Raw genomic sequence first — 26,672 nt, 5'->3', positions numbered from 1 at the left:
GTGTCGTCCGGTTTCCCGATCTCACCGTCCGCCAAGCGTCAACCCTTCGATGCGCACCGTCGGCGCATTGACGCCATAGCGGAATTCCAGATCGCTGGCGGGCGTCATCGACTTGAAGATCTCGAACAGATGCCCGGCGATCGTCACTTCGCTCACGGCATAGCCGATCTCGCCATTCTCGATCCAGAAGCCGGACGCGCCACGGCTGTAGTCGCCGGTGACGCCGTTGACGCCCGAGCCGATCAGGTCGGTGACGTAGAAGCCCTGCTTGATGTCCGAGATCAGCTCCTTGGCTGTCACGACGCCGGCTTCGAGATGCAGATTGAACGGACCGGGCGAAGGCGACGACGACACGCCGCGATGGGCATGCCCGGTCGTCACCATGCCGAGCTCGCGCGCGGTGCCCGAATCGAGGAGCCACGTCGTCAGCACGCCATCGTCGACCAGCGCGGTCTGCTTCACCTTCACGCCCTCGGCGTCGAACGGCTGCGACCGCAAGCCCCGCTTGCGCAGCGGATCATCGATGATGCGGATGCCCTTGGCGAACAGCTGCGCGCCGAGCTTGTCCTTGAGGAAGCTGGTCTTGCGCGCGATCGAGGCACCATTGATGGCGCCGACCAGATGTCCGACCAGCGAGCCGGACACGCGGGGATCGAACACCACCGGCACCTGGCACGTCGCAACCTTGCGCGGATTGGCGCGCGCCACCGCGCGTTCGCCGGCGCTGCGCCCGACGGCCGCGGGCGCCAGCAGGTCGGCGCCGTGCGGAGCCGCCGTGTAGTCGTAGTCGCGCTCCATTCCGGTGCCCTCACCGGAAATGGCGGTCGTCGAGATGCTCTGGCTCGAGCGCAGATAGGCGCCGTGAAAACCGTCGCTCGTGACCAGCACCATGCCGCCGATGCCGGTCGAGGCGGACGCACCACCGGACTTCGTCACGCCCTTCACGCCGAGCGCGGCGGCCTCCGCCTCCTGGGCACGGCGCTCCAGCTCTGCGGTCGAGGGAATCTGCGGATCGAGCAGATCGAGTTCGGGAATGTCGCGCGCCAGCAGCGCGGGATCGGCGAGGCCGACATATTGATCGCCGGGCGCCACCCGCGCCATCGCCACCGCCCGCTCGGCCAGCCGCGCGACACCGTCGCCGCTGACATCGTTGGTCGACACCACGGCCTGGCGCTTGCCGACCAGCACGCGCAGGCCGACATCGTCGCCCTCGGAGCGCTCGGATTCCTCGACACGGCCGTCACGGACCTCGACGCCTAGCGAGATGCCGCGCACCGCGATGGCGTCGGCGGCATCGGCGCCGGCCTTCCTCGCGGCTTCCACCAGCCGCTCGGCGAGCGTTCGCAGGGCGGACTGGTCGAGCAGATCTGATTGGGCGGAGGTCGACGATGAGGCTGGGGAAGAGGTCACGAACACGATCCGATCGATGTCAGGTGGGCGAAGACGGCTCAATCCAAACGAAATGTGGCCTGTTCACGCCGACTTCAAGCAGGACGGCAGACGGCACATCGGATTGTCGGCAAATCGGCAAGGTCTCGTCAATCATGCGGGGCAAGCGCTTGTCAATCATGACGGTAAGAGGATCATGCGTGAGATCTGATTAACCAGGCTTGTTAAGCCGATACGGGCGATCTGCGTGGCAAGGTCACACGCATCGACCGGGAGCATAATCCCGGCGGGGAGACCAAGCCGTGAGGCGTCAAACAGCAACAGGCGGAAGCAATTCCGCTGGGTCGGGCCGCGTCCTGCGGCTCGACCCTCTTTCCCTGCCCGTCTCGTACAGCGCGCACGATACCCGTGCCGATGGCGGGATCCGGCAGATCGAACTGCACCGGGAGCGCGTGGTCCTGCGTCGTGCCGTCAGCGGCATGCGCATGGCCCTGAACCTCCGCGTCAGCGACTTCCTCGGCATCGGCGTGCGCGACATCGACGCCACGCAGGTGATGCTGGTGCTCGTCCACCGCGACCCTTCCCTGACCATCCCGCTCTGCGTCAGCGACGACCAGACCGAGATCGTTGCTGCGTGGGCGATGTGGAGCGAGACGTTCGCGCTGCCCCAGTTGCAGGACACGCGCCGCGAGGCCACGCCGCGCCGCCGCCGCCGCAACGCGATCCGCTCGCGCCGCCCGCGCTTCCTGATGCGACGCCGTGTCGGCTATCAGCTCAATCCCGCCTCGATCCATCGCGGCGAGCGCGAGATCATCGCGCGCAACTGATCAGCTTGCACGCAGCACGGCGTCGACCAGCAGTCCGGCGAACAGCAGCAGTCCGGCATCGCGGTTCGATTTGAAGATGCGCAGGCACAGCGCCGGATCGGCGATATCCAGACGCCGGATCTGCCAGCCGAGATGGGCGGCAAAGCCCGCGAGCCCGAGCCACGCCGCGACATGCACGTGGGCCGTCGCGAACGCGGCGCCAATCAGCATGACGGCCAGACCGTAGAAGATGACCAGCGCCAGATGCGTGCGCTCGGCAAACAGGCGCGCGGTCGACTTGATGCCGATCAGCGCGTCATCCTCGGCGTCCTGATGCGCGTAGATCGTGTCATAGGCGATCACCCACGCGATCGACCCGGCGTAGAGCAGCAGCGCGGTTGCATCGATGCGGCCGAACGCGACCGCAAAACCCATCAGCGCGCCCCACGAGAAGGCGAGACCCAGCACGACCTGCGGCCACCAGGTGACGCGCTTCATGAACGGATAGATCGCGACGATCAGCAGCGAAGCGATGCCGGTCGCGATCGCGAAGCGGTTGAATTGCAGCAGCACCGCCAAGCCGATCAGGGCCTGGACCACCAGGAAGGCGAGCGCCTGCTTCACGCCGACCTGGCCTGCGGGAATCGGGCGCGAACGGGTGCGCTCCACCTTGGCGTCGAGATCGCGGTCGGTGATGTCGTTCCAGGTGCAGCCGGCGCCGCGCATGACGAACGCGCCGACGAAATAGAGCGCGATCCACGCCGGCAGCATGGACAGATTCCCGCCGATCCCGGCCGCGAGGGCGGCCGACCACCAGCACGGCATCAGCAGCAGCCACGATCCGATCGGGCGATCGAAGCGGGCGAGCCGCAGGTAAGGCCGGCTCCACACCGGCGCCAGCGTGTCGACCCAGTTGCCGGTCGCGTCAGCAACGCGGACGGCGGTGGTGCTCATCGGGTGAGGACGTTGCCGGTCATGGTGTCGAAGGCGGAACCGCCCTTCTTCGTCGCGTTGGCTTCAGGCAGCGCGGCCGACGAGCCCAGCACGTCGCTGAGGCTCGGAGCCGCGGGCCTTCCAGCCCCCGACTGCATCTGCGCCGCCACGGCACAGACCTTCTTTTCCAGCGCGTCGGTGTTCTTGTGACCGGCCTTCAGCTGGTCGGCGATCTGCTGGGGAATGCCGCAGCTCGCCGAATGCGCCTCGACATATTTGATCATCTTGACCTCGGCCTTGCCGAAATTCGCGATCAGCTTGCAGGCCTCGTCGGGCGAGGCCTTGCGGTCGCTCGCCGCCTTGATCAGCTTGCCGCGACGCTCGGCTTCCTCGCGCAGCGGCAGAAACTCCTTCATGCAGCTTTCGGGCGGACCGCCCTGCGGCGCAGCCCCCATCGGCGGAGGCGCAAAGCCACCGCCGCCGCCACCGAACGCGGAGCCGCCGGGGCTCGGAAACGGGCTCGACGGAGCCGCAGCCCGCATTGGCGCCGCGCCGTTGATGGGCGGAAACGGCGAGTTGCTGGTCTGGGCCTGGCCGGGCATCGGCGCGGGAAACGAGCTCTGCGCGACGACCTGCCCTGTGGAGAGCACCAGGGCGGCAATGGCGAGCGGCATGAAAGACTGGCGGACGATCAAGGCTGGTTCTCCGGTAAGACCAAGAATCCTCAACACTTCCGGATGAAAGCACGATCCGATCCGGGGCTTTTACGATTCTCGTCCGTCCAGCACAACCGCGGATTTGATCACATCCGCGGCGGAGGGACGCAGCCGGGTTCCAGACCGGCATGCAATCCCGTCCACGGACGTCAGGCCCGGGCATCGGGTTCGGTCTGCGCCCTGCACGCCCGATGAACGGAATAGCCAGTCGGCGGCGGGCGGCGACCTGCCCGCCGCGAGGGATCACGTCGCCGTGCACACCTTGCGCATCACGGTCAGGGTGTTTTCGTGATTCGCCTTCAACTGATCGGTGATCTTGGCCGGGATGCCGCAGAGCGAGGCATGCGCAACGGCGTAGTCGATCATCTTGGTCTGGGCGAGCTCGTAGTCATGCACCAGCTGACAGGCCTCGCCGGGCGCAAAGCGCCGCTCGGTCGCCGCCTTGAGCAGCTTGGCCCGGCGCGCGGTCTCGTCCCGCAGCGGGGTGAACTCCTTCAGACAGGTTTCGGGCGGGCGAAAGCCAGCCACGCCAGCGCCGCCCGGAACCGCGGGCGCCGGCCGCTGCGGCGGCGCGGCGACCGCCTTGTCGTCGGCCCGGGACGGCGCAGCGACCATCACGGCGATGGTCGCGGCAAGCGCCCAGATCGCAAGCGCCGAAGTCGAATGTCTCAAGATCAAGGCCGTTCTCCGCATCGAGGCTCACGGAATCGTCGGATGTCCGTCCCAAGGGACGACCGGCGGGATCGAAGCCGTAAAATCTGTCGACAGCACGGCCGAAAGGCGCCATCGCCAGTACCTGAGACAACACCCCGTGACGGCTCCGCCTGCTTTGCGGCCGGCGCGGGGTCCGGTAAGCAACGTCCGTCATAGCCATCGCTTCGCTCCATGCCCGCATACGACTTCACCGCCCCGCGCCTGTTCGTCGACGCCCCCCTGCAGGAGGGCGGCTCGGTCGCGCTCGACCGCAACCAGGGCAATTATCTCGGCAACGTCCTGCGCCTCGGCGCCGGCGATCACGTGCTGGTCTTCAACGGCCGCGACGGCGAATGGCGGGCCGTGATCGAGGGCCGCAAGCGCGCTGACGCCCTGACGATCCAGCAGCAGAGCCGGCCGCAGGATCACCTGCCGGACATCGCCTATGTCTTCGCGCCGCTCAAGCACGCGAGGCTGGACTACATGGTGCAGAAGGCGGTCGAGATGGGCGCCGCGCGCCTCGAGCCGGTCATCACCCGTCACACCCAGGTGTCGCGCGTGAATGGCGAGCGCATGCGCGCCAACGTGATCGAGGCCGCCGAGCAATGCGGCATCCTCAGCCTCGCCAAGGTCAGGGACCCCGTGCCGCTGGAGCGCTTCCTCGCGCAGCGGCAGCCTGAGCGGCTGCTGGTGTTCTGCGATGAGGCGGCCGAGCTGGCCGATCCGCTGCAGGCGCTGCGCGGAACCAAGGCTGCGGCCGGCATCGACCTGCTGATCGGACCGGAGGGCGGTTTTGCCGAGGATGAACGGACGCTGCTGCTGCGCCAGCCGCACGTGATCAGGCTGGCGCTGGGTCCGCGCATCCTGCGCGCGGATACGGCCGGCGTTGCCGCCCTCGCCGTGATCCAGGCCACGCTCGGGGACTGGAGCGGAGCCCGCGGTTAAGGTCTTCCGGCCAATTGTGGCGCGCCGGGGCCATTCGCAGTCGAAACCGTCAAACGGCCATGCTAAGGGGCAGCCGCCGCTCCCAGAGGCGCCCAATCCACTTTGGAACTCGATCGACATGACCGGACCCGCTCCAACCGGACCCGCCGCGTGGGCGGACATGCTGCTGCAATCCTTCGCCCAGGCCGGCTATCAGCGGGCCGAGCCGGCGATCCTGCAGCCGGCCGAGCCATTCCTCGACCTCTCGGGGGAGGACATCCGCAAGAGCCTCTATCTGACCGGCGACGCCGCCGGCGAGGAGCTCTGCCTGCGCCCCGACCTGACCATTCCCGTCGCCCGGGACTACCTCGCCTCGGCCCGCGCCGGGCAGCCGGCCGGCTTCAGCTATCTCGGTCCAGTATTCCGTTACCGCGAGGGCCGCCCGAGCGAGTTCCTGCAGGCCGGCATCGAATCGTTCGGACGCCAGGACCGGCCCGCCGCCGATGCCGAGATGCTGGCGCTGGCGATCGAGGCGACCGCCACCGCCGGCCTTGCCGCGGTGGAGATCCGCACCGGCGACGTCGCGCTGTTCACGGCCCTCATCGACGCGCTCGACCTCTATCCGGTCTGGCGGCGGCGGCTGATCAAGGACTTCAACCGCAAGCGCACCCTGGCGCAGGACCTCGAGCGGCTGGCGATCGCCTCGGTGGCGCCGCGCAACGAGTATGAGGGCGTGCTCGCCGCTCTGGCCGGCTCCGACCGCAAGGCTGCGCTCGCCCTGGTCACCGACCTGATGTCGATTGCCGGCGCCACCGCCGTCGGCGGCCGCACGGTGGCGGAGATCGCCGACCGCTTCCTCGAGCAGTCCACCCTGAAGAGCGGCGCGCTGCCGCGTGACGCGCTGGACCGTATCAAGCGCTTCCTCGCCATCAGCGGCAGCCCGACCGAAGCCGTCCAGCAGCTTCGCGCCCTCGCCGCCGATGCCAGGCTCGACATCTCGGCGGCGATCGACGCGCTGGAGGCGCGCGCCGGCTTCATGGCCCAGCGCGGCATCGACATCGCCAAGGTGCGCTTCGCCACCTCGTTCGGCCGCGGCCTCGACTACTACACCGGCTTCGAGTTCGAGCTGCACCACCCAGGCAATGGCGACGAGCCGCTGGTCGCCGGCGGCCGTTATGACGGCCTGCTGAGCCAGCTCGGCGCCGCCTCGTCGATTCCGGCCGTCGGCTTCTCGATCTGGATCGAGCGGCTGGCCCAGAGCAGCGCCGCGGGGAAGGCCGCGCGCGGGAGAGCATCATGAGCGGCCCCCTCGTCCTCGCCGTTCCCTCCAAGGGACGTCTGCAGGAGAATGCCGAAGCCTTCTTCGGACGGGCCGGGCTGAACCTGTCCAAGCCCGGCGGCGCGCGCGACTATCGCGGCACCATCGCAGGTCTCGACAATGTCGAGATCGCCTATCTCTCTGCGAGTGAGATCGCCTCGCAACTGGCGCGCGGGACCGTGCATCTCGGCGTCACCGGCGAGGATCTCGTGCGCGAGAGCATCACCGATGCCGACAAGCGCGTGCTGCTGATCGACACGCTCGGCTTCGGCGGCGCCAACGTCGTCGTCGCGGTGCCGCAGGCCTGGATCGACGTCCGCACCATGGCCGATCTCGACGACGTCACCACCGGTTTCCGTGCCCAGCACAATCGCCGCATGCGCGTCGCCACCAAGTACATCAACCTGACGCGCAGCTTCTTCGCCGCCCACGGCATCGTCGATTACCGCATCGTCGAGAGCGCCGGCGCCACCGAGGGCGCGCCCGCGGTCGGCACCGCCGAGCTGATCGTCGACATCACCAGCACCGGCTCGACACTGATGGCCAACGGGCTGAAGGTGCTGGACGACGGCGTGATCCTGCGCAGCCAGGCCAATCTCGTCGCCTCGCGCGACGCCGACTGGTCGGAGGGTCCGCGCGAGAGCGCCCGGATCATTCTCGACCACATCCATGCCCGCGCCCGCGCCAGCAAATACCGCGAGGTCCGCACCCGCTTCAAAGGGTGCGACGCAGCAATGCTGAGCGAGGCGCACAACCGCTTCGGCGTGGTGGCGCCGTTCGGCGGCCCGACCTCGTCCGGCATGCTGACCCTGCACTGCCCGCCGGCGCAGATCTACGCGCTCGGCAGCTTTCTGCGCGCACATGGCGCCGAGACCGTCTCGGTCGCCTCGCTGGACTACGTGCTCGACCGCGAGAATCCGCTGTTTGCCCGCCTCGAGGCCTTCCTGCGATCATAAATCGCCGTTCATCGTAGCGACAGGTGAGCGCGACTACCATATGTTGGTAGGAGAACGAGGACTCTGAGCGATGCTGGGAACTGACGTGTCCGACCTGACCACGACCGCGGCCGACGCCGCGTCGCAGGGACTGTCGATCGTTATCCCCGTCTATAACGAGGGCGCGGGACTGACGGCGCTGCACGAGCGGCTGAACAATCTCGCACGCACCCTGCGTCAGCGCTTCGGTCTCGCCTGTGAGCTCGTCTATGTCGACGATGGCAGCCGCGACAACACGCTCGCGATTGCCCGCACGCTGCAGGCCGATGCGCTCGATGTGCAGGTCGTGTCGCTGTCGCGCAATTTCGGCAAGGAGGCCGCGCTGATGGCCGGCCTCGATCATGCCCGGCGCGGCGCGGTGATGTTCATGGACGGCGACGGCCAGCATCCGCCGGCCCTGATCGAGCAACTCGTCACGCACTGGATCAAGGACGGCTACGACGTCGTCTATACCGCCAAGGCGCATCGCGACAACGAGCCGTTCCTGCGCCGGGTCGCCGTTCACGGCTTCTACGCGCTCATCAACTGGGGGGCGCGGCAGAAGATTCCGGAGGATGCCGGCGACTTCCGCCTGCTGTCGCCGCGCGCGGTGGCCGCGCTGCGGCAGCTCCCTGAACGCAACCGCTTCTTCAAGGGCCTCGCGAGCTGGATCGGCTTCCGCCAGATCCGCGTCGACTATGAGCCCGCGGCGCGCGCCCACGGCGTGACGACCTTCAACCTGACGAGCCTGCTCGGCCTGTCGATTGAAGGGCTGACCTCGTTCTCGGTCGCCCCGCTGCGCTTCGCCAGCCTGCTCGGAATCCTGCTGGCCTCTGCGGCCTTCCTGTTCGGGCTCTCCATCCTCTGGGAGACCGTCGTCAGCGGCAAATCGGTGCCGGGCTATCCCTCGCTGATGGTCGGCCTGATGACGATCGGCGGCGTGCAACTGATCATGATCGGCATCATGGGCGAGTATATCGGCAAGATCCTGTCCGAGCTGAAGGCGCGTCCGATCTACTTCGTCGCCGAGCACAGCGAGAAGCGTGCAGCGCTCGATGCACGGAGCGACGGCGCCGAGAGGAACGCCGCCGAATGAGCGCGACGCCGCACCGGCGCATCTGGCTGTGCGCCGATGACTATGGCATCAGCCCCGGGGTCAACAGCGCCATCCGGGACCTGATCGCGCGCGGCCGGCTGAACGCCACCTCGGTGATGACGGTGGGCGCCGCGATCGGGCGCGACGAGGTGGCGGAGCTGACCAGGGTCGCGTCCGACCGCCCGCGTTGCGCCATCGGCCTGCACGTCACGCTGACCGCGCCATTCCGGCCCCTCACCATGCACTTCCGCCCGTCGGAGGGCGGCATGTTCCTGCCCTTTCCCAAGCTGCTGCGTGCCGGAATGTCCCGCCGGCTCGATCCCGAGCTGATCCGCGCCGAGGTGCTGGTCCAGCTTGCGGCGTTCGGCGAGCTGTTCGGCCGCGCCCCGGATTTCGTCGACGGCCATCAGCATGCCCAGCTCTATCCGCAGGTGCGCGAGGGCTTCCTCGCCGCCGTCAAGGAAGCCGCGCCGGCGGCCTGGGTGCGTCAGGGCGGCCGGATCGTGCCGCTGATGCAGCGGCTGACGGCACCGAAGGCGCTGCTGCTGGACGTCCTGAGCGCGCAATTCCGCCGTCATGCCAGGCGGGCCGCGATCGCCTTCAATCCCGCTTTCGCCGGCGCCTATGACTTCAGCAAGACCTCGGATTTCGGCACGCTGATGGACGGCTTCCTGGACGAGCTGCCGGAGGACGGGCTGGTGATGTGCCATCCCGGCTTCGTCGACGACGTCCTGATCGAGCTCGATCCTTTGACCGTCCAGCGCGAGCACGAGCACGCCTATCTCGCCGGCGAGCATTTTCCAGCGCTGCTCGACCGCCGCCGGATGACGCTGGCCTGAACGGATCTTGCGGGCCTGCGACGAACAAAAAGCCGCTCGGCAGCGTTCCTCCTGCGGTGCGGGCAGCGTGGAGGTCCAAAACGCCGCGCAAGCCCGAGAGACGCTGTGTCGCATACCGAAATTTAATCCGCGCCCCGGCTGGCCGGGCCACAAAGTCCCCCTAAATCTTGGCCGCGCTTCGCCGGAACAAGGCAAGCGGCAGGAGAACGACATGACACCGCAAGAACGCCAACTCATCGACGATCTGTTCGACCGGCTTGCCAAGTTGGAGAGTGCACCGCGTGATCCGGAGGCCGCCGCCGCCATCGCCCAGGCGCTGCAGCGGGCTCCCAATGCCGTCTACGCGCTGGTGCAGACGGTGCTGGTGCAGGACGAAGCCTTGAAACGCGCCAATGCCCGCATCGAGGAGCTGCAGCACGCCCAGGCCCCGCAGCAGGCTCAGTCCGGCGGCTTCCTCGATTCGATGCGCGACAGCATCTTCGGCGCGGGCAGCCGCGGGTCGGTCCCTAACGTGCCGCCGCCGTTGCCGAGCCGGCCGGTCTGGAACAGCGGCCAGGCGATGCCCCCGGGCTACCAGGGCCAGCCCGGCTATCCCGGTCAGCCCGGCCCCTACGATCAGGGCGGCTTCGGCCAGCCGCGCGGCGGCATGTTCGGCGGCGGAGGCGGCTCATTCCTCGGCACGGCCGCGGCGGCCGCGGCCGGCATGGTCGGCGGCTCACTGCTGCTCGGCGGCATCCGCTCGATGATGGGCGGCGGGTCGCATCAGGCGTTCGGCGACACCACGATCATCGAGGAGCGCGGCGGCGGTGCCAGCCCGTGGAGCGGCGACCAGTCCGGCGGGTCGCTGGCGCGTGACGCCGGTCTCGACGACATCGGCCGCTCGGGCGGCGACAGTGGTCGTGCCGGCCTGTTCGACCAGGCGAACTACGACGACAACGGCAATGACAGCGACGCGGCCGACTTCGATTCCGATGACGGCTATGGCGACGACGACGGTGGCAGCGACTACGCGTGATCCTCCCGGGTCGCAGCCAATTCGAGAATGCAAAGGCCGCCCGGATGGGCGGCCTTTTTCAATGGCCGATGTCGTGCGGCGGCGGTCGTCAGAGCACGATCACCCGGGCACCGACGTTCACGCGGCCATAGAGGTCGATGACGTCCTCGTTGCGCATCCGGATACAGCCTGACGACACGTTGGTGCCGATCGTCCATGGCTCGTTCGACCCGTGGATCCGATACAGCGACGAGCCGAGATACATCGCGCGTGCGCCGAGCGGGTTCTGCGGTCCGCCCTCCATGTGCCGCGGCAGGTCGGGCCGGCGCGCGAGCATTTCCGGCGGCGGCGTCCAGTCCGGCCATTCACGCTTGGCCGAGATCGTCTTCACGCCCGACCAGGTGAAGCCGGGCCGGCCGACGCCGATGCCATAGCGCAGCGCCCTGCCCTCGCCCTGGACCAGATAGAGGAACTTGTTCGGCGTATCGATGACGATCGTGCCCGGCCGTTCTTTGCCGTCATAGTCAACGATCTGTTTCTCGTATTTCGGATCGAGCGGCCGCTGCGTCTGCTCATAGGCCTCCTCATCCGGCACTCCCTGCTGCGGGACCATGCCCGGCGCCAGCCGCTGCGGCTCGTAGTAGGACGGCTGCTGCTGGTACATCGGCTGTCCCGGCGGAGGCGCGCCGCGGCCGCCTTGCGGATCTCCGAACAGGAATTCGATGAAGCCGCCACCCATGCGCGAGCGTTCGACATAGGCGGTGCGCACCGGCGCGGACTGCTGCGGCGGCCCGCTGTAGATCACGGTCGGCTGCTGAAACCCCTGGGCCGCCGCCCGATCCAGACCTGAATAGAATGCGCATGCGCCGGCCAGCAGCGCCGTGGAGAATGATTTGAACATCGACGTACTCTGTACTGTTTCGTCTGGAGACTGTTCGTCGCGCGAGGCGGCAACGCCGCCGCGTATCGTCAATAAAGAGCAAAACCCGATCGCTTTGGTAAACGCGGGAGGCGCCGGGATTCACCATCGCTGCATACGACGGCGGTTTTGATGGCTAGCGTTTATTTTGCGTGAAGGCCGGCGGGGCATGGTTAATAGTTGACGCACGATGCACGCCAGCGTTGCTCAACCGCGGTTCCTGGCGTGAACGCGATGTTAAATAGGCTCTGCGTAGAACTGATCCGAACAAGAGGTCAGGGATACTATCATGGCTGTTCGCAAGCGTTTCCGTATCGAAGAAGCAATCGTCGGCCATATGCCGGAGCCCGACTTCGTGGGCGGCGAGATCGGCCCCAACCACAAGGAAATCATGGACGAGCTGCGCGCGATCCGCTCCCAGATGGCCAACGCCATCCGCAGCGGAGGTAGCAACACGGCCAACGCCGCCATCGAAGAATCCGCCGCACGCGAGGTCGCCGAAGCGCGCGCGCTGCTCGAGACGTATCGTGCCCAGATCGAGCAGTGCGAAAAGCTCAAGGTCGAGCTCGACCTGATCCACGACGCGATCAACCGCACCAAGGGCGAGATCGCGACCCTCCATGCCAAGAGCTTCAACGGCGAGGAGATGGCCAAGGTCAACGGCGAGCTCGGCGCGGTCGTCGGCGGCACCGAGCAGGCGACGCAGCAGATCCTCGAAGCCGCGGAGGCGATCGACCAGGCCGCCAGTGCGCTGTCCAAGGTGGACTCGGCCGACCAGCAGAAGATCCTGAGCGAAGAGATCCAGGAGCGCGTGGTGTCGATCTTCGAGGCCTGCAACTTCCAGGACCTGACCGGCCAGCGCATCAACAAGGTCATGACCACCATGAAGTTCATCGAGCACCACATCGTGGTGATGATGGACATCTGGGGCGGCGTCGACGCCATCAAGGCGCATGTGCCGCCGATCGTCGACACCCGCGAGGGCGACGCCAGGCTGCTGAACGGCCCGAAGGCGGCGGGCGAGGTCGGCCACGCCTCGCAGGACGACATCGACGCGATGTTCAACTGAGGTCGGCGGCCAGTCCCAGCGACCGCTTCAGGCCACGTCATCGTACAGAACGCCGGCGCAGTCGCCGGCGTTTTTCGTTCGACTCTCGACCTTTGCGGGATGATCGCCCGGATCTCAGGCGCGCGGCCCGCAGCGGACGTAGACCATCGTCTGGTAACGGGTCGCCGCATCCTTGTCGACGAAGCGGGTGATCAGCACACGGCCGTCGAAGGAGATGACCTCGCGGTCCTGCTCGCCGCCGGGCGGTCCGGCCGGGCCGATGTAGTTCTTGCCGCTGGCCGACCCCTTCAGGCGCAGTTCCTGGGGAGTCGCCTGGTCGGCCAGATGCATCACGACACCGCCGGACGTGCCTGCCCCGATGACGTAAGGCTGCTTGCACTGCGCCAGAGCCATCTTCTCGGTGCGCGCGCGGTCATTCGGATTGTTGTAGGCGGCGAGGCCCCATTTGCCCACGAGATCCTCGGGGCGGATCGTCGCCGGAACCTCGGGCTCGACCGGCGCCTCGGTCTGCATGGGGGGCGACGGCGACAGGCTGAAGCCCGTGCACGCCCCCAGAAGCATCGTGAGCGCCGACGCGATCGCGAGATTGGCAACCGGCCGCGCGCACCGTGAACTCGTCATGGCATCCCCTTAGGAACAGAATCGTGGCTGCCCCGTCCGGCAACCAAGCGCAAAACGCTCGTCAGAGCAATGACGTCGGATGACGACGCCGCTCCACTAACATGTCTGGCCCCGGACAACATCCCCCTAACAGCCTCAAGAACGGCTTAACGGCTGGCCGTTGCTTGACAGGAACAGCCGCAAGCCATATTTCCCCGAGCGGTCTTTAGCACTCGGAGGGCGCGATTGCTAAGGCTGCGAGCCAGTTGGCGCCAGATGGGCGTCAAATGTGGTCGCATTCAGATTTCCTCCGATAGCAACACTTATCCAAGCACCCCAAAAGGGATCCGTCATGGCCAAATCGAAGTTTCGTCCCCTGCACGACCGCGTCGTGGTTAAGCGCATCGACGCCGAAGAGAAGACCAAGGGCGGCATCATCATTCCCGACAGCGCCAAGGAAAAGCCCTCGCAGGGCGAAGTCGTCGCCGTCGGCCCGGGCGGCCGCGACGAGAGCGGCAAGCTGATCCCGATCGACGTCAAGGTCGGCGACCGCGTGCTGTTCGGCAAGTGGTCCGGCACCGAGGTCAAGCTGGACGGCGAGGAGCTCCTGATCATGAAGGAGTCCGACATCATGGGCGTCGTCGCCTGATCCCGACCTGTCGGGGGCGGCGATCAGCCGCCCCGGGCGAAAATGCTCTGCAACCTCGTTCCAGCGACAGACGGGCGATCACGCCCCTCGCCGTCGAGGTCTACTCCAGGAGAATTTTGAAATGGCAGCCAAGGACGTCAAATTCGCCGGCGACGCACGCGACCGCATGCTGCGCGGCGTCGACATTCTCGCCAACGCCGTCAAGGTGACGCTCGGCCCGAAGGGCCGCAATGTCGTCATCGAGAAGAGCTTCGGCGCTCCCCGCATCACCAAGGACGGCGTCACCGTCGCCAAGGAGATCGAGCTGGAGGACAAGTTCGAGAACATGGGCGCGCAGATGCTGCGCGAGGTCGCCTCCAAGACCAACGACACCGCCGGTGACGGCACCACCACCGCGACCGTGCTGGCCCAGGCCATCGTGCGCGAGGGCGCCAAGGCCGTTGCCGCCGGCATGAACCCGATGGACCTCAAGCGCGGCATCGACATCGCGGTGGCCGCCGTGATCAAGGACATCGAGAAGCGCGCCAAGCCGGTCGCTGCGTCCTCCGAGGTCGCCCAGGTCGGCACCATCTCCGCCAATGGCGACGCCGCGATCGGCAAGATGATCGCCCAGGCGATGCAGAAGGTCGGCAACGAGGGCGTCATCACGGTCGAGGAGAACAAGTCGCTCGATACCGAGGTGGACATCGTCGAAGGCATGAAGTTCGACCGCGGCTATCTCTCGCCCTACTTCGTCACCAATGCCGAGAAGATGACCGCCGAGCTCGACGACGTCTACGTGCTGCTGCACGAGAAGAAGCTGTCGGGCCTGCAGGCCATGCTGCCGGTGCTCGAAGCCGTGGTGCAGTCGGGCCGTCCGCTCCTGATCATCGCCGAGGACGTCGAGGGCGAGGCGCTCGCCACGCTGGTCGTCAACCGCCTGCGCGGCGGCCTCAAGGTCGCGGCCGTCAAGGCGCCGGGCTTCGGTGACCGCCGCAAGGCCATGCTCGAGGACATCGCGATCCTGACCGGCGGTCAGCTGATCTCGGAAGATCTCGGCATGAAGCTCGAGAACGTCACGGTGAAGATGCTCGGCCGCGCCAAGAAGGTCGTGATCGACAAGGAGAACACCACGATCGTCAACGGTGCCGGCAAGAAGGCCGATATCGAGGCACGCGTCGGCCAGATCAAGGCGCAGATCGAGGAGACCACCTCGGACTACGACCGTGAGAAGCTGCAGGAGCGTCTCGCCAAGCTCGCGGGCGGCGTCGCGGTGATCCGCGTCGGCGGCGCGACCGAGATCGAGGTCAAGGAGAAGAAGGACCGCGTCGAGGACGCCCTCAACGCGACCCGCGCTGCGGTGCAGGAAGGCATCGTCCCCGGCGGCGGCGTGGCGCTGCTGCGCGCCAAGAAGGCGGTCGGCCGCATCACCAACGCCAACTCGGACGTCCAGGCCGGCATCAACATCGTGCTGAAGGCGCTCGAGGCTCCGATTCGCCAGATCTCCGAGAACGCCGGCGTCGAAGGCTCGATCGTGGTCGGCAAGATCCTGGACGAGAAGTCCGAGACCTTCGGCTTCGACGCGCAGACCGAGGACTATGTCGATATGGTTGCCAAGGGCATCATCGACCCGGCCAAGGTGGTCCGCACCGCGCTGCAGGACGCCTCGTCGGTCGCCGGTCTCCTGGTCACCACCGAGGCCATGGTCGCCGAGCTGCCGAAGGATGCGGCTCCCGCGATGCCGGCCGGCGGCGGCATGGGTGGCATGGGCGGCATGGGCTTCTGAGCCCTGTTTTCGACATCTCACATTCAGGAAGGCCGCCTCCGGGCGGCCTTCTTTTTGGCCGAGTGTCCGCGCCGGGGGTGCAGCGACCGCAAATCGGCGCTACAGCTTATGGCCGATTCTGCCCCCACAAGGATTTTCAGATGCGCGCGATTTTGCTTGCGCTGGCCGTGATTGTAGCGGCCGCGCCGGAACTCGGTTGGGCCCAGAGCAAGAGCGGGACCAAGGCCCCCGCCAACGAGACGCGGTATTTCACCGCGATCGACGGTCTGATGGACGGCAATGCCGACGTGATCCTGAAGGAGACGCGCCAGGGCAAGACCGTCACCGCCGCCACGCTCGACGTCTGCTATCCCGTCGCAAAGAATTCGGATCGCAAGGACCGCTTCGTGGTCGGCCTCACGGTCAACGGCCAGACCTTGACCGGCGCGACCCAGAGCAACGGCGCCAAGGAGCCGGTCACGGTGAAGCTGAATCGCAAGCCGACCGGCGACACGTTCGAGTTCCGCGGCCAGATCACGATCGGCAAGAGCGTCACCGAGGTGGCGTCGACCGACAACTCCGACGTCAGCGAGAAGGAATTCCAGGAGAGCCAGTCGAGCGACGACGGCATCAGCGCCCAGCCGAAGGACTTCACCGACGTCTCGCCCGAGGCGGTCTCGGTCCGGCTCAAGCTCGACGCCATGACCGACTTCCTCAAGAGCCTGAAGGGCGAGAACGTCGAAGTTTCGCTGTCGAGCCTGATCGTGAGCTGCGATGCCTTGCGCGCGGGCGAGCAGACCATCAGCATGACGGTCGACCCCGACCGCGCCGGCGCGTTGATCGCGAAGGCGCGGGCCATGAACGGCGTGGTGACGGCCGGCTGGACCGCCGGCACCGTCGAAATGGACCGCACCATCCGTTTCGCGGCCGCCGACTGGCGCGACGGCGACAAGATCAACAAGGACAAGCTCGCAAACGCGATCTCCGACGTCCTGGCCCGGACCTACAACGCCAAGCCGACGAGCGCGGCGTGGAATCCGGTCAGCGGCAAGCTGAAGCTGACGTTGAAGCGGCCGAGCCAGCTGATGCCGGCCCTGGAGCTCACCGACGTCATCGAGGTCACCGGCCTCGTCTCGGCGGACAAGCCGGGCGGCGCGGACGCGCTGATGCTGTGGATCAGCAGCCCGACCACGACGACGATCGACGAGAGCTCCGCCGCCAAGCTGATCCTGTCGGACGAGTCATCCGGCGACGAGGAGGGCGACACCCGTGACGATGGCGGCGCCATCGACGAGCTGGCGAAGGTCTTCAAGGCCAAGCGCTGGGACGCGGACAACTCGGTCTGGAAATAAAGAGCGGCGGGCGCGCAGTCGACCGGTGCGCGCCCCCTTTCTTCAATTGGCAGGGCGCATATGGCAACCCGTTGTGCGCTCACGTCTCTCTCCAGGTCGTCATGGCCGGGCTTGTCCCGGCCATCCACGCCGATCGGCATCCTGGGACGGACGTGGATGCCCGGGCCTTCGCCGCGCCGAAGCGGCTGCGGCCGCGCAGGCGGGACGAGCCCGGGCATGACGGAGTAACTGACCAGCAGGGTTGCTGGTCTCAGCAGCTTTTCATCTTCACAGGCGACCGCCCTGCCTCAGTTCGTATTGAGCCGGAAGCGCAGCGTCTTCGGCCCGATGAAGATGATCAGGTCGCCCTGACGCTTCCAGTTGGTCGCCGCGCTCAGCGCCGCGATCAGTTCGTCGTCGGCCTGGGCGCGCGCCGCCGGGCAGTTGCGGTCCTCGATCCTGCTGGCGATGAACACGATGGTGTTGCCGGCAACTGAGAACTGGCCCTTGCCGCCCTTGCACCACAGCTCCAGCACGGTGTCACCGTTATCGCCGATGTCGAGATCCGGCACCCGCTTCGAGCCGGGTTGCGGCAGCGCATCGAGCGTCATCTCCATGCCGAAAGGAAACTCCTCCGCCGAGGCGGCGGCGAGCGCCAGCCCCGACATCGACAACGCCACCGTCGCCACGGCGCAGCCACGCTTCAACACTTGCATCGTTCCCCTTCACACCAGTCACACGCAGGGCTCGCCTTCCAGGCGATGGCCGTGACTCCCGCCAGCACGGCTCCCGCACAAATGTGTTCCAAACATAGCAAGCCCCGCGCCGCAGCTGCGGCGCGGGGCTTTTGTCGCAGACGGTGTTGCTACTTCAGCACCATCGCCGTGAACGGATAGACATAGGCCTGCAAGGTGACGAACAGGCCGACAAGACAGGCCAGCACGATCGAATGCAGGAAGACGTAGCGCAGGATCGAGCTCTCATGGCCGTACCAGTTGGTGGCGGTCGAGGCGACCACGATCGACTGCGCATCGATCATCTTGCCCATGACACCACCGGAGGAGTTGGCGGCCGCCATCAGGACAGGGGACAGGCCGAGCTGCTCGGAGGTGATCTTCTGCAGGTTTCCGAACAGCACGTTCGAAGCCGTATCCGATCCGGTCAGCGCCACGCCCAACCAGCCGAGCAAGGTGCCGAAGAACGGATAGAGCACGCCGGTCGCAGCAAAGGCTAGGCCGAGCGTGGCATCGACGCCGGACAGCCGGGTCAGCGTGCCGATCGCGAGCATCGCCGAGATCGTGATCAGCGAGATCGCGCAGAGACGGATGGTGCGGCCATATTCCGCGATCAGCTTGCCCGGTCCGACACCCATCAGGAAGCCGGAGATGATCGCGGCGATCAGCATGCCGGTGCCGGTGAAGGTCAGGTAGGTGAACGAGAACACCGCGCCTTCCGGCGTCGGCTTCGCAGCGACCGGCGGCATCTTGTTGATCAGCTTGTCGAGCTCGGGCACCGGATAGTTCCAGGTGAAGATCGAGTTCGCCCAGGCCTTGAAGGCGCCGTTGCCCCAGATCAGCATGACGACACAGACGATGATCCAGGGCAGCAGCGCGCCCCAGAGCTCGGCTTGCGTCAGCGGCGTGCGGTCCAGCGGCTTCGCCGCCGTCATCGTGGCGGCCGATTCGTCACGCCCGCGCAACGCCGGCGACAGCCACAGCTGCCTCGGCTGCCAGACCTTCAGGAACAGGATCAGCGCGCCCATCGAGATCAGCGAGGCGCCGATGTCGACGATCCACGGATTGACGTAGTTCGAGATCAGGAATTGCGGCACCGCGAACGAGACGGCGGTGACCAGGATCGCCGGCCACACGTCCTTCATGCCCTTCCAGCCCGCGAACGCCCAGATCACCCAGAACGGCACGATCAGCGAGAACATCGGCAACTGCCGGCCGACCATGGCGCCGAGGATGTAGGGGTCGAGGCCGGTGACCGAGGCGAGGCCCTGGATCGGGGTGCCCAGCGCGCCATAGGCGACGGGTGCGGTGTTGGCGATCAGCGACAGGCCGGAGGCCGCGAGCGGCGAGAAGCCGAGGCCGATCAGCACGGCACCGGTGATCGCCACCGGGGTTCCGAAGCCGGATGCGCCCTCGAAGAACGCGCCGAACGAGAAGGCGACCAGCAGCAGTTGCAGGCGCCGGTCTTCCGTGACGCCGCCGATGGCGCGCTTCAGAAGCTCGAACCGTCCGGTGGAGACCGTGACCTGGTAGAGGAAGATGACGTTCAGGACGATCCAGCCGATCGGAAAGAACCCGGTGATGACGCCCAGAAACGTCGCGCGCAGCGACATATTGGCGGGCATCGTGAACACGAAGATCGTGATCAGGTTGGTCAGGATCACGGCGATGATCGCCGCGATGTGTGCCTTGACCTTGCCACTGGCGATCAGCACCAGCAGCGTCACGACCGGGACGGCGGCGGCCAGCGTCGACAGCGCCGGGCTCCCCAACGGGTCGTAGATTTGATTCCACATCGTGACTTCTCCCCCACGTTCTTGTCATTGGACCCCGTCCGGCGGGACGGATCAGGTCTGCTCGCCAAGCCCCCAAGCCTGGCAAAGGTCGGAAAGGCGATCACAAAACCGGCAACGCCCAACTCTGCTCAAATTCTCGCGAAATCTGGCGGCGGTCGCAGTCCCTCTCCCCTGCCCCATGCTACGGTTTGTCACACGCGACCGACAAGCCGGCGGCCACCCGCCAGATTACGACTTTAGTCTAGGCAGGTGGCGACACCAGCGATTTTCTCGTTTTTCGTCAGCCTGTTAAGACCTTTTCTCAGGAGCAGCCCGTCTGTGAACAATCTGCGCTCGACCGTTGCCACCGTCTGGCGGATCGCCATTCCCTACTTCCGCTCCGAAGACAAGGTCGCCGGCCGCATCCTTCTCGCCGCCGTCATTGCGATCGAACTGTCGCTGGTTGCGATCCAGGTGCTGGTGAACCAGTGGCAGAACAGGTTCTTCAACGCGCTGCAGCAGTATGATTGGAACAGCTTCATCTGGGAAATCGGCGTGTTCGCCGTACTGGCGACCATCTTCATCATCCTGGCCGTCTACCAGCTCTATCTCAATCAATGGCTGCAGATCCGCTGGCGGCGGTGGATGACCGACGTCTACCTGCGCCGCTGGCTGGACAACGCCACGCACTATCGCATGCAGCTCAAGGGCGACATCGCCGACAACCCGGACCAGCGCATCGCCGACGACGTGCAGCTGTTCGTCGACAAGACGCTGAACATCACCATCGGCCTGCTCAGCTCGGTCGTCTCGCTCGCATCGTTCATGGTGGTGCTCTGGGGGCTGTCGACCGATGCCCCGCTGCAGCTGTTCGGCACCAACATCGCGATCCCCGGCTACCTGGTCTGGATCGCGCTGATCTATGCGATCTTCGGGACCCTCCTGACGCATTGGATCGGATCGCCGCTCGTCAATCTCAACTTCGAGCAGCAGCGCTACGAGGCCGACTTCCGCTTCAACCTGGTGCGGGTGCGCGAAAGCTCCGAGCAGATCGCGCTGCTGCGCGGGGAAGGCGCCGAGCAAGGTCAGCTCGGCACCCGCTTCGGCCGGGTCGTCCAGAACTGGTACCAGATCATGAGCCGGACCAAGCGGCTGACGGCCTTCACGGCGGGCTATTCGCAGGCGGCCGTGATCTTTCCCTATGTGCTGGTTGCGCCTGCCTACTTCGCGAAGTCGATCCAGATGGGCGGCATCATGCAGACGGCGTCCGCCTTCTCGACCGTGCAGGGCGCGCTGTCGTTCTTCGTGACGACCTATCGGACGCTCGCCGACTGGCGCTCGACCGTCGCCCGCCTCGACGGCTTCGACATGTCCATCGAGAGCGCCGCCAAGCTCTCGGCCGAGCCGCAGACGATCGATGTCGCCAGCCATGCCGGCGACAGCATCGAGCTCGCCCAGTTGCTGCTGAAGCTGCCCAACGGTCTGCCGCTGATCGCGGCCGACGACTTCAGCCTCGAGAGCAGCGAGCGCACGCTGCTGACCGGGCCGTCCGGCGCCGGCAAGTCGACGCTGTTCCGCGCCATCGCCGGGATCTGGCCGTTCGGCAGCGGCGCCATCAGCGTGCCCGCGCATGCCAAGCTGATGATGCTGCCGCAGCGGCCGTACTTCCCGATCGGTGCGCTCAAGGCGGCGATCGTCTATCCCGCGGCCGCCGATGCGTTCAGTGCCGAGCAGGTCAAGGAGGCGCTGGTGGCCGTCGGCCTGCCGCAACTGGCGGACCGGCTGGACGAGGACCAGCACTGGAACCGGATGCTGTCGCTCGGCGAGCAGCAGCGGCTCGGCATCGCCCGCGCGCTGCTGCATGCGCCGCAATATCTGTTCCTCGACGAGGCCACGGCCTCATTGGACGAGCCGAGCGAAGCCCGGCTCTATCGGGTCATCGCCGAGCGGCTGCCGCAGACCACCGTCGTCTCGATCGGCCACCGCTCGACCCTGCACGATTTCCACGACCGCAAGGTCGAGCTGATTCGCGACGGCGACCGGTTCTCGCTGCGGCAAGCCGGACAGGCGGCCGACGCGACCGCGGGTGGAGGCAGCTGAGGCGCGCGCGCCGCGGTGCCCACGCAAGGCGACCAGGAAAGGCGGCAAGACGTCCGAGCGACAGCCGGCCCCCGTCACCAAAAAGCAGAAGGGCGGCAGATTGCTCTGCCGCCCTTCGTGATCAGTCCGATCCGCCTTGGCGGGTGATTACTTCAGATTGCTCATCGCCGTCAGGTCGACCGAGAGCTTGGCGATGCCGGTCGCACCGCACCACTTCGAGCCCAGGCCAGCCGGGTTGATCGGCGTGACGTTGGTGGTGCCGCTGGCGGTGAAGTCGCTGGTGAAGGCGTTGCAATCACCCTTCGACATGTCGGTGTCGGAGTAGCGCAGGTCCAGCGTGAACACCTTGTAGGTGAAGCCGACGCCGATGTTCCAGGTGTTGTAGTCGGCATACTTGATGCCGTTCGGGAAGGCGGGAACGCCGTAGAAGGAGTCCGACGTGCCGAACCACTGACGGCCGAACTCACCCGACACGTACATGCCGACGCCGCTGGAGCCGAAGGTCGTGCTCGGGGCGGTGAACTTGCCGGTGACCGAGGCGTAGTTGCCCCAGGCGCCGGTGTTCAGGAAGTTCGGCGAGTAGAACTCGGTGACGCCGAACGTCCACATGTCGTTCACGGTGTAGTTCATCTTGCCGTAGACTTCGAAGAACGAGACGTCCTTCTTCATCACGTTCAGGTTGGTCAGCGTGTTGGCCTGACACTCGGCGCTCAGCGCCTGACCCGCGAAATCCGTCACGGCGCCGCCGCCGTAGTAGCAGGTGCCGCCCGGATACAGATAGCCCCAGACGCCGATGTCGAAGGCGAACGCGCCGAAGGTCGGGCGGATACCGCCGTAGATGTCGATCTCGGCAGCAGCGCGGTTCGCGAACGAGATGCTCTCGCCGGCGACGCCGACGTAGAGCTGCAGGTCCTTGTTGACGTTGTAGCGCGGCTCGAAATAGGCGGCGACCGACGCCTTGTGGTTCGACTGGGTGACGCCGCGGAACACGTAGTCGTTCATGATCGCCGCGCCGAACGCGATGTCCCACGGCTCGAACGCGACCGGAGGCGGAGCCTTATAGGCCTTGACCGCCATGTCCGCCGCCGAAGCCGATCCCGAAACCATTGCCAGCGCCGTTGCCAGCAAAGCCCACTTTTTCATGACGATCCCCATCACCCTATTTCGAAAAAAGCCTGCCCCACCTTGGCCCCCCAGGGCGCAAACAAGACCGGCTGCGTCATCCAGACGCAATTTGTGCCAGGGTCCCGCCACACGTGAAGCAAAAAAGCGCGGCATCTGCCGCCTTTTTGGGCGATTTGACATTTCTACGGCAGGTAGTCGGCGCGTGTTGCATTTGAACAACAAATCTCCGTGTCCGAAAGCACGCTAGGACGCACAATCGATTGTGCCGGCCCGCTGGAAACGCGGTGCCGCAAGCAAAACGGCGCAGCGCACCGGAGTCGGATTCGCCCGGCCGTAGATCTGCGGGGACGACCATTCGGACAAACAGGTCCATCGACAACAAGGGGCAGCCAACGCAGACAACGGACGCTGGCAAACGAAAAGGCCGCAGCGCAGCCGCCGCGGCCTCCCGATGTGAATTCGCCCGGCCCTGAGAATGATCCGGTCCGGAAGGATCAGTTGCTGGACGCCGTGCCCTCGCCGTCCTCGTGCTCCTCGGGCGCCGCGCTCGGCATCGCCCAGCTGGTCTCAGCAGCCGATTCGGTCTCGTGCATTTCGGGGGTCTCGACCAGCGGAGCCATCTTGGGAGCCCGCTTCTTGGCGGCCTTCTTCTTCGGCGCAGCCGGAGCCTTCGCAGCCGACGCCTTGGCCTTCTTGGCGGGAGCCTTCTTGGCCGGCGCCTTGGCCGCCTTCTTCGCCGCGGCCTTCACGGTCTTCTTCGCCTTCTTGGCCGGCGCCTTGACAGTTTTCTTGGCAGCCTTCTTGGCGGCCTTTTTCGCCGACTTCTTTGCAGCCTTCTTGGCGGACGTCTTCGTCGCCTTCTTGGCGGACGTCTTCGTCGCCTTCTTGGCGGCCTTGGCCTGCGCCATCAGCTTCTTCTTTTCTTTCTTGTCCTTCTTCGCCTTCTTGTCCTTCGCCATCAGAAACCCTCCAGTTGCCGCCGTTCGATCAGCTCGTCCGGCGGGACGGGCCGGCCATCAGCGCGCGCCCATCCGTCAAATCATTCCTGGCCGCGGACCGCCCGTCGCCCAGTCGAGAAGCTCAACGGTGTGCACGACGGGGACGGAGGTGCCGCTGGCAATCTGCATCATGCAGCCGATATTGCCTGCCGCGATCACATTCGGCTTGACGGTCGCGATGTTGGCGACCTTGCGATCGCGCAGCTTCATCGCGATGTCAGGCTGGAGAATGTTGTAGGTCCCCGCCGAACCGCAACACAAATGACTCTCCGGTATATCTTTCACCACGAATCCGGACTTGGAAAGCAATTCTTTCGGAATGCTCGTGATTTTCTGCCCATGTTGCAGCGAGCAGGCCGAGTGATAGGCCACGACGACGTCGTCATGCTGAGTTGCAGGGGCCAGATCGAGACCGGCGAGATACTCGGTGATGTCCTTCGCGATCGCCGACACGGCGGCCGCGGGCGCTGCATATCGCGGGTCTTCGCGCAGCATGTGTCCGTAGTCCTTGATGACGGTGCCGCAGCCCGAGGTCGTCACCAGGATGGCGTCGAGACCGCCACGCTTCGCCTCCGCGGTCCAGGCGTCGACATTGCCGCGCGCCCGCGCCAGCGCGTCGGAATCCTGCCCCATGTGATGGGTCAGCGCACCGCAGCATTGCTCGTCCTTGACCAAGACGACCTCGATGCCGTGCCGGGTCAGGACGTTGATCGCAGCCTGGTTGATGCGCGGCGCCAGGGCCGCCTGTGCGCAGCCCTGCAGCAGCGCGACGCGGCCGCGCCGCGCGCCCTGCGCGGCAAACACGCTGCCATCAGCCGGCCCCGGCGGCGGCAGCGCGGCGGCGGGCGCCAGATCGAGCATCGCCCTGACGCGCCGCAGCAGGCTGGGCGCAGGTGCGCGCGAGGCGGAGGATGCCGGCAGCAACGCCTTGAACGGCCGGCCGAGCCGCGCCAGGGTCATCGCCAGCCGAAACTCGCGCGGCCGCGGCAGCACATAGGCGAGCGCGGCGCGCAGCCACCGGTCGGTCAGCGGGCGCTCGTAGCGCTGCTCGATTCGCACCCGCGCCTGATCGACCAGATGCATGTAGTGCACGCCCGACGGGCAGGTCGTCATGCAGGACAGGCACGACAGGCAGCGGTCGATATGCTTGACCACGTCGGCCGTCGGCGCCTGGTCCTTCTCCAGCATCTGCTTGATCAGGTAGATCCGGCCGCGCGGGCTGTCGAGCTCGTCGCCGAGCAGCACGTAGGTCGGACAGGTCGCGGTGCAGAAGCCGCAATGCACGCAGGCGCGCAGGATCTTGTCGGCGACCGCGATGTCGGGATCGGCGAGCTGCGCCAGGGTGAACTCGGTCTTCATGACGCAACGCTCCGACGCATCCGCCCGCGGTTGAGAATGGTCTTGGGATCGAAGGAGACGCGCACCCGCTCCTCCAGCGCGGCGACGCCTGAGGGCTGCGGGTGGAACACGTCGACCGCGAGCCGCATCTCGTCCCACGCGCGCAGCAGGGTCGCGTGGCCGCCGGCGGCCTCGACATGCTTGCGCACCAGCCCCGCCGACGCATCGGGCTGCGGCGGCAGCGCGGCCCAGATCAGGCCCCCGCCCCAGTCGTAGATCACCTCGCCGCCGGTCTGGCGCGTCAGGGCCTGCCCGATCGCGCCGCCCGACACCGGCGGACAGACGATCCGCCACACCGTCCAGGCGCCGAGCGGCCCATGGGCGGCGAACGGCAGCACGTCGCGGATGGCGCTCCAGACATCGGCCGAGGCGTCGTCCGCAATGATCTCAGCCGGACCGAAGGTGGCGAGCTGGCGGGCGAGCGACGTCGCCCGATGCGCCGCGGAGGCCGTGATGCCCTCCAGCCGGATCACCGTGACCGCCTCGCGCGGCGAGCCGAGCGGGCTCAAGCCCGTGACCTCCGGCCGCAGCGTCGAGGCCGGCAGATGCGCGGCTCCGGAGACGTCGAACGGCGAGCCGAGCGCCGCCGTCATCGCCCGGTTGGCCTTGAGGTCGTCGAGCCCGCGCAGCACCAGCGTGCGTTCGGCCTCCGGCCGCGGCATCACCTTCAGGGTCGCCTCGGTCATGACCGCGAGCGTGCCCCAGGAGCCCGCCAGCAGCTTGCAGAGATCGTAGCCGGTGACGTTCTTCACCACCTTGCCGCCGGTCTTGAAGCTCTCGCCGAAGCCGGAGACGGCATGCGCCCCGAGCAGATGGTCGCGCACCCCGCCGGCCCGGACCCGCCGCGGCCCGGCCAGCCCGGCCGCGATCATCCCGCCGAGCGTGCCGCGGCCGGCGGTGCCGAGCAGCGGCCCCGTATCCATCGGCTCGAACGCGAATTGCTGGCTCTTCGAATCGATCAGCGACAGGAGATCGCCGAGCGGCGCCCCCGCCTGCGCCGTGATGATCAGCTCGTTCGGCTCATAGGACACGACCGCGCTCAGCGCCGACAGGTCGAGCACGGCATTGGTCGCCGTGACCTGCCCGATTCCGCGCTTCGAGCCATGGCCGATCACATCGAGCGGCTGCTCACTGGCGATGGCCGAGCGGACCACCTCCTCGACGTCGGCTGCGTTCCGTACTCTGAGGGCGTCCACCACTGCTCGCCTTGCTGGTTGATGATGACGATGGTCGAGCGCAACGCGCGGCCATCAGCGTTGGAGCCTTTCTAAAGCGTTGCGGGCCGGACACAAGGGCGGCCAGGACTGCGATCCGCATGGCGCCCCGCCGGCTACAGTTCCCTCGCGTGGCGCGCTGGGTGGCCCAACTACGAGCCCGGAAGACAGTGCCCTCCCTCTCCCCGTTCTTACGGGGAGAGGGTCGGGGTGAGGGGCAGCGGCACGGGAAGTGCCGCGTGGCCCCCCCGAATTGCATCTCCGATGCAACCCGATCTCTCCCCACCAGCAGCCCGTCAAGCCCCGGCGAAACATCCATCCTTCGTCCACCATC

General features: G+C 66.8%; 24 protein-coding genes. 12 read left to right on the top strand and 12 right to left on the bottom strand.

Annotation, left to right across the window (positions count from 1 at the left end):
• Window positions 1-21: 21 nt before the first annotated feature.
• On the bottom strand, window positions 22-1,410 hold the full coding sequence (locus QX128_RS05095) for a TldD/PmbA family protein (RefSeq protein WP_410053130.1): 1,389 nt from the start codon (window positions 1,408-1,410) through the stop codon (window positions 22-24).
• Window positions 1,411-1,691: 281 nt separating this feature from the next.
• On the opposite strand from QX128_RS05095, the gene QX128_RS05090 reads away from it, so the two are divergent.
• The gene (locus tag QX128_RS05090) at window positions 1,692-2,216 is read left to right on the top strand and encodes a DUF6101 family protein (protein ID WP_315801914.1); all 525 of its coding nucleotides are present in this window, start codon (window positions 1,692-1,694) and stop codon (window positions 2,214-2,216) included.
• Here the strand turns inward: QX128_RS05090 and ubiA are convergent, their stop codons facing one another.
• From ubiA to QX128_RS05075, 3 genes are all read right to left on the bottom strand, one after another.
• Window positions 2,217-3,149, bottom strand: coding sequence for a 4-hydroxybenzoate octaprenyltransferase (gene ubiA / locus QX128_RS05085; protein WP_315801913.1), 933 nt, complete (start codon window positions 3,147-3,149; stop codon window positions 2,217-2,219). It abuts the gene before it with no gap.
• On the bottom strand, window positions 3,146-3,820 hold the full coding sequence (locus QX128_RS05080) for a hypothetical protein (RefSeq protein WP_409997909.1): 675 nt from the start codon (window positions 3,818-3,820) through the stop codon (window positions 3,146-3,148). The genes ubiA and QX128_RS05080 overlap by 4 nt, the downstream gene beginning before the upstream one ends.
• A gap of 267 nt (window positions 3,821-4,087) precedes the next feature.
• A complete protein-coding gene (locus tag QX128_RS05075; RefSeq protein WP_316236842.1) occupies window positions 4,088-4,522 on the bottom strand; it encodes a hypothetical protein in 435 nt (144 codons plus the stop codon).
• Window positions 4,523-4,729: 207 nt separating this feature from the next.
• On the opposite strand from QX128_RS05075, the gene QX128_RS05070 reads away from it, so the two are divergent.
• The 6 genes from QX128_RS05070 to QX128_RS05045 all read left to right on the top strand — a co-directional run bounded on the left by QX128_RS05070 (window position 4,730) and on the right by QX128_RS05045 (window position 10,703).
• The gene (locus QX128_RS05070; RefSeq protein ID WP_316236841.1) at window positions 4,730-5,482 is read left to right on the top strand and encodes a 16S rRNA (uracil(1498)-N(3))-methyltransferase; all 753 of its coding nucleotides are present in this window, start codon (window positions 4,730-4,732) and stop codon (window positions 5,480-5,482) included.
• A gap of 118 nt (window positions 5,483-5,600) precedes the next feature.
• Window positions 5,601-6,761 carry an ATP phosphoribosyltransferase regulatory subunit gene (locus tag QX128_RS05065; protein ID WP_316236840.1) on the top strand — a complete coding sequence of 387 codons (1,161 nt, stop codon included), beginning with the start codon at window positions 5,601-5,603 and terminating at the stop codon, window positions 6,759-6,761.
• On the top strand, window positions 6,758-7,735 hold the full coding sequence (gene hisG, locus QX128_RS05060) for an ATP phosphoribosyltransferase (RefSeq protein ID WP_316236839.1): 978 nt from the start codon (window positions 6,758-6,760) through the stop codon (window positions 7,733-7,735). The genes QX128_RS05065 and hisG overlap by 4 nt, the downstream gene beginning before the upstream one ends.
• A gap of 70 nt (window positions 7,736-7,805) precedes the next feature.
• Window positions 7,806-8,849, top strand: coding sequence for a glycosyltransferase family 2 protein (locus QX128_RS05055; RefSeq protein WP_315801908.1), 1,044 nt, complete (start codon window positions 7,806-7,808; stop codon window positions 8,847-8,849).
• Window positions 8,846-9,688 (top strand): ChbG/HpnK family deacetylase, encoded by an 843-nt coding sequence (locus tag QX128_RS05050; protein ID WP_316236838.1) that lies wholly within the window; start codon window positions 8,846-8,848, stop codon window positions 9,686-9,688. The genes QX128_RS05055 and QX128_RS05050 overlap by 4 nt, the downstream gene beginning before the upstream one ends.
• A 211-nt stretch (window positions 9,689-9,899) precedes the next feature.
• Window positions 9,900-10,703: a DUF2076 domain-containing protein gene (locus QX128_RS05045; protein ID WP_316179480.1), complete on the top strand. Its 804-nt coding sequence runs from the start codon at window positions 9,900-9,902 to the stop codon at window positions 10,701-10,703.
• An 88-nt stretch (window positions 10,704-10,791) separates the two neighbouring features.
• On the opposite strand, the gene QX128_RS05040 is transcribed toward QX128_RS05045, so the two are convergent.
• A complete protein-coding gene (locus QX128_RS05040; protein ID WP_316179482.1) occupies window positions 10,792-11,583 on the bottom strand; it encodes a L,D-transpeptidase in 792 nt (263 codons plus the stop codon).
• A gap of 307 nt (window positions 11,584-11,890) precedes the next feature.
• Here QX128_RS05040 and QX128_RS05035 point away from each other — a divergent pair, with 307 nt between their 5' ends.
• On the top strand, window positions 11,891-12,670 hold the full coding sequence (locus tag QX128_RS05035; RefSeq protein ID WP_315801904.1) for a protein phosphatase CheZ: 780 nt from the start codon (window positions 11,891-11,893) through the stop codon (window positions 12,668-12,670).
• A 114-nt stretch (window positions 12,671-12,784) separates the two neighbouring features.
• Here the strand turns inward: QX128_RS05035 and QX128_RS05030 are convergent, their stop codons facing one another.
• Entirely contained in the window at window positions 12,785-13,291 is a 507-nt protein-coding gene (locus QX128_RS05030; RefSeq protein WP_315801903.1) for a hypothetical protein, read from the bottom strand.
• A gap of 331 nt (window positions 13,292-13,622) precedes the next feature.
• On the opposite strand from QX128_RS05030, the gene groES reads away from it, so the two are divergent.
• From groES to QX128_RS05015, 3 genes are all read left to right on the top strand, one after another.
• On the top strand, window positions 13,623-13,919 hold the full coding sequence (gene groES, locus QX128_RS05025; protein ID WP_008961387.1) for a co-chaperone GroES: 297 nt from the start codon (window positions 13,623-13,625) through the stop codon (window positions 13,917-13,919).
• 121 nt (window positions 13,920-14,040) lie between these two features.
• Entirely contained in the window at window positions 14,041-15,684 is a 1,644-nt protein-coding gene (gene groL / locus QX128_RS05020; protein WP_315801902.1) for a chaperonin GroEL, read from the top strand.
• A gap of 140 nt (window positions 15,685-15,824) precedes the next feature.
• Window positions 15,825-17,015: a hypothetical protein gene (locus QX128_RS05015; protein WP_316236837.1), complete on the top strand. Its 1,191-nt coding sequence runs from the start codon at window positions 15,825-15,827 to the stop codon at window positions 17,013-17,015.
• Between the two features lie 287 nt (window positions 17,016-17,302).
• On the opposite strand, the gene QX128_RS05010 is transcribed toward QX128_RS05015, so the two are convergent.
• Both QX128_RS05010 and QX128_RS05005 read right to left on the bottom strand, forming a co-directional pair.
• Window positions 17,303-17,710 carry a hypothetical protein gene (locus QX128_RS05010; protein ID WP_316179487.1) on the bottom strand — a complete coding sequence of 136 codons (408 nt, stop codon included), beginning with the start codon at window positions 17,708-17,710 and terminating at the stop codon, window positions 17,303-17,305.
• A 149-nt stretch (window positions 17,711-17,859) separates the two neighbouring features.
• Window positions 17,860-19,524, bottom strand: coding sequence for an L-lactate permease (locus QX128_RS05005; RefSeq protein WP_315801899.1), 1,665 nt, complete (start codon window positions 19,522-19,524; stop codon window positions 17,860-17,862).
• A gap of 318 nt (window positions 19,525-19,842) precedes the next feature.
• Here QX128_RS05005 and QX128_RS05000 point away from each other — a divergent pair, with 318 nt between their 5' ends.
• Complete coding sequence (locus QX128_RS05000) at window positions 19,843-21,603, top strand: ABC transporter ATP-binding protein/permease (protein ID WP_316236836.1); 1,761 nt, start codon at window positions 19,843-19,845, stop codon at window positions 21,601-21,603.
• A gap of 147 nt (window positions 21,604-21,750) precedes the next feature.
• On the opposite strand, the gene QX128_RS04995 is transcribed toward QX128_RS05000, so the two are convergent.
• The 4 genes from QX128_RS04995 to QX128_RS04980 form a co-directional block, all read right to left on the bottom strand.
• Complete coding sequence (locus tag QX128_RS04995; RefSeq protein WP_316179491.1) at window positions 21,751-22,746, bottom strand: TorF family putative porin; 996 nt, start codon at window positions 22,744-22,746, stop codon at window positions 21,751-21,753.
• A gap of 476 nt (window positions 22,747-23,222) precedes the next feature.
• Complete coding sequence (locus tag QX128_RS04990; RefSeq protein WP_316236835.1) at window positions 23,223-23,687, bottom strand: hypothetical protein; 465 nt, start codon at window positions 23,685-23,687, stop codon at window positions 23,223-23,225.
• Window positions 23,688-23,762: 75 nt separating this feature from the next.
• Window positions 23,763-25,085: a glycolate oxidase subunit GlcF gene (gene glcF / locus QX128_RS04985; RefSeq protein WP_316217139.1), complete on the bottom strand. Its 1,323-nt coding sequence runs from the start codon at window positions 25,083-25,085 to the stop codon at window positions 23,763-23,765.
• Window positions 25,082-26,320 (bottom strand): FAD-binding protein, encoded by a 1,239-nt coding sequence (locus QX128_RS04980; protein WP_316236834.1) that lies wholly within the window; start codon window positions 26,318-26,320, stop codon window positions 25,082-25,084. The genes glcF and QX128_RS04980 overlap by 4 nt, the downstream gene beginning before the upstream one ends.
• Window positions 26,321-26,672 lie beyond the last annotated feature (352 nt).

Source organism: Bradyrhizobium sp. SZCCHNR1015 (assembly GCF_032489875.1).
Classification (GTDB): domain Bacteria; phylum Pseudomonadota; class Alphaproteobacteria; order Rhizobiales; family Xanthobacteraceae; genus Bradyrhizobium.
This window is presented reverse-complemented; position numbering and strand designations above follow the sequence as displayed.

Excerpts from the sequence above, each read along its gene's own strand:
- QX128_RS05045 (WP_316179480.1), top strand. The coding sequence starts at position 9,900 with ATGACACCGCAAGAACGCCAACTCATCGACGATCTGTTCGACCGGCTT.
- ubiA (WP_315801913.1), bottom strand. The coding sequence starts at position 3,149 with ATGAGCACCACCGCCGTCCGCGTTGCTGACGCGACCGGCAACTGGGTC.
- QX128_RS05050 (WP_316236838.1), top strand. The coding sequence starts at position 8,846 with ATGAGCGCGACGCCGCACCGGCGCATCTGGCTGTGCGCCGATGACTAT.
- groES (WP_008961387.1), top strand. The coding sequence starts at position 13,623 with ATGGCCAAATCGAAGTTTCGTCCCCTGCACGACCGCGTCGTGGTTAAG.
- QX128_RS04990 (WP_316236835.1), bottom strand. The coding sequence starts at position 23,687 with ATGGCGAAGGACAAGAAGGCGAAGAAGGACAAGAAAGAAAAGAAGAAG.
- QX128_RS04995 (WP_316179491.1), bottom strand. The coding sequence starts at position 22,746 with ATGAAAAAGTGGGCTTTGCTGGCAACGGCGCTGGCAATGGTTTCGGGA.
- QX128_RS05070 (WP_316236841.1), top strand. The coding sequence starts at position 4,730 with ATGCCCGCATACGACTTCACCGCCCCGCGCCTGTTCGTCGACGCCCCC.
- QX128_RS05030 (WP_315801903.1), bottom strand. The coding sequence starts at position 13,291 with ATGACGAGTTCACGGTGCGCGCGGCCGGTTGCCAATCTCGCGATCGCG.
- QX128_RS05035 (WP_315801904.1), top strand. The coding sequence starts at position 11,891 with ATGGCTGTTCGCAAGCGTTTCCGTATCGAAGAAGCAATCGTCGGCCAT.
- QX128_RS05065 (WP_316236840.1), top strand. The coding sequence starts at position 5,601 with ATGACCGGACCCGCTCCAACCGGACCCGCCGCGTGGGCGGACATGCTG.
- groL (WP_315801902.1), top strand. The coding sequence starts at position 14,041 with ATGGCAGCCAAGGACGTCAAATTCGCCGGCGACGCACGCGACCGCATG.
- QX128_RS05010 (WP_316179487.1), bottom strand. The coding sequence starts at position 17,710 with ATGCAAGTGTTGAAGCGTGGCTGCGCCGTGGCGACGGTGGCGTTGTCG.
- hisG (WP_316236839.1), top strand. The coding sequence starts at position 6,758 with ATGAGCGGCCCCCTCGTCCTCGCCGTTCCCTCCAAGGGACGTCTGCAG.
- QX128_RS05005 (WP_315801899.1), bottom strand. The coding sequence starts at position 19,524 with ATGTGGAATCAAATCTACGACCCGTTGGGGAGCCCGGCGCTGTCGACG.
- QX128_RS05040 (WP_316179482.1), bottom strand. The coding sequence starts at position 11,583 with ATGTTCAAATCATTCTCCACGGCGCTGCTGGCCGGCGCATGCGCATTC.
- glcF (WP_316217139.1), bottom strand. The coding sequence starts at position 25,085 with ATGAAGACCGAGTTCACCCTGGCGCAGCTCGCCGATCCCGACATCGCG.
- QX128_RS05015 (WP_316236837.1), top strand. The coding sequence starts at position 15,825 with ATGCGCGCGATTTTGCTTGCGCTGGCCGTGATTGTAGCGGCCGCGCCG.
- QX128_RS05055 (WP_315801908.1), top strand. The coding sequence starts at position 7,806 with ATGCTGGGAACTGACGTGTCCGACCTGACCACGACCGCGGCCGACGCC.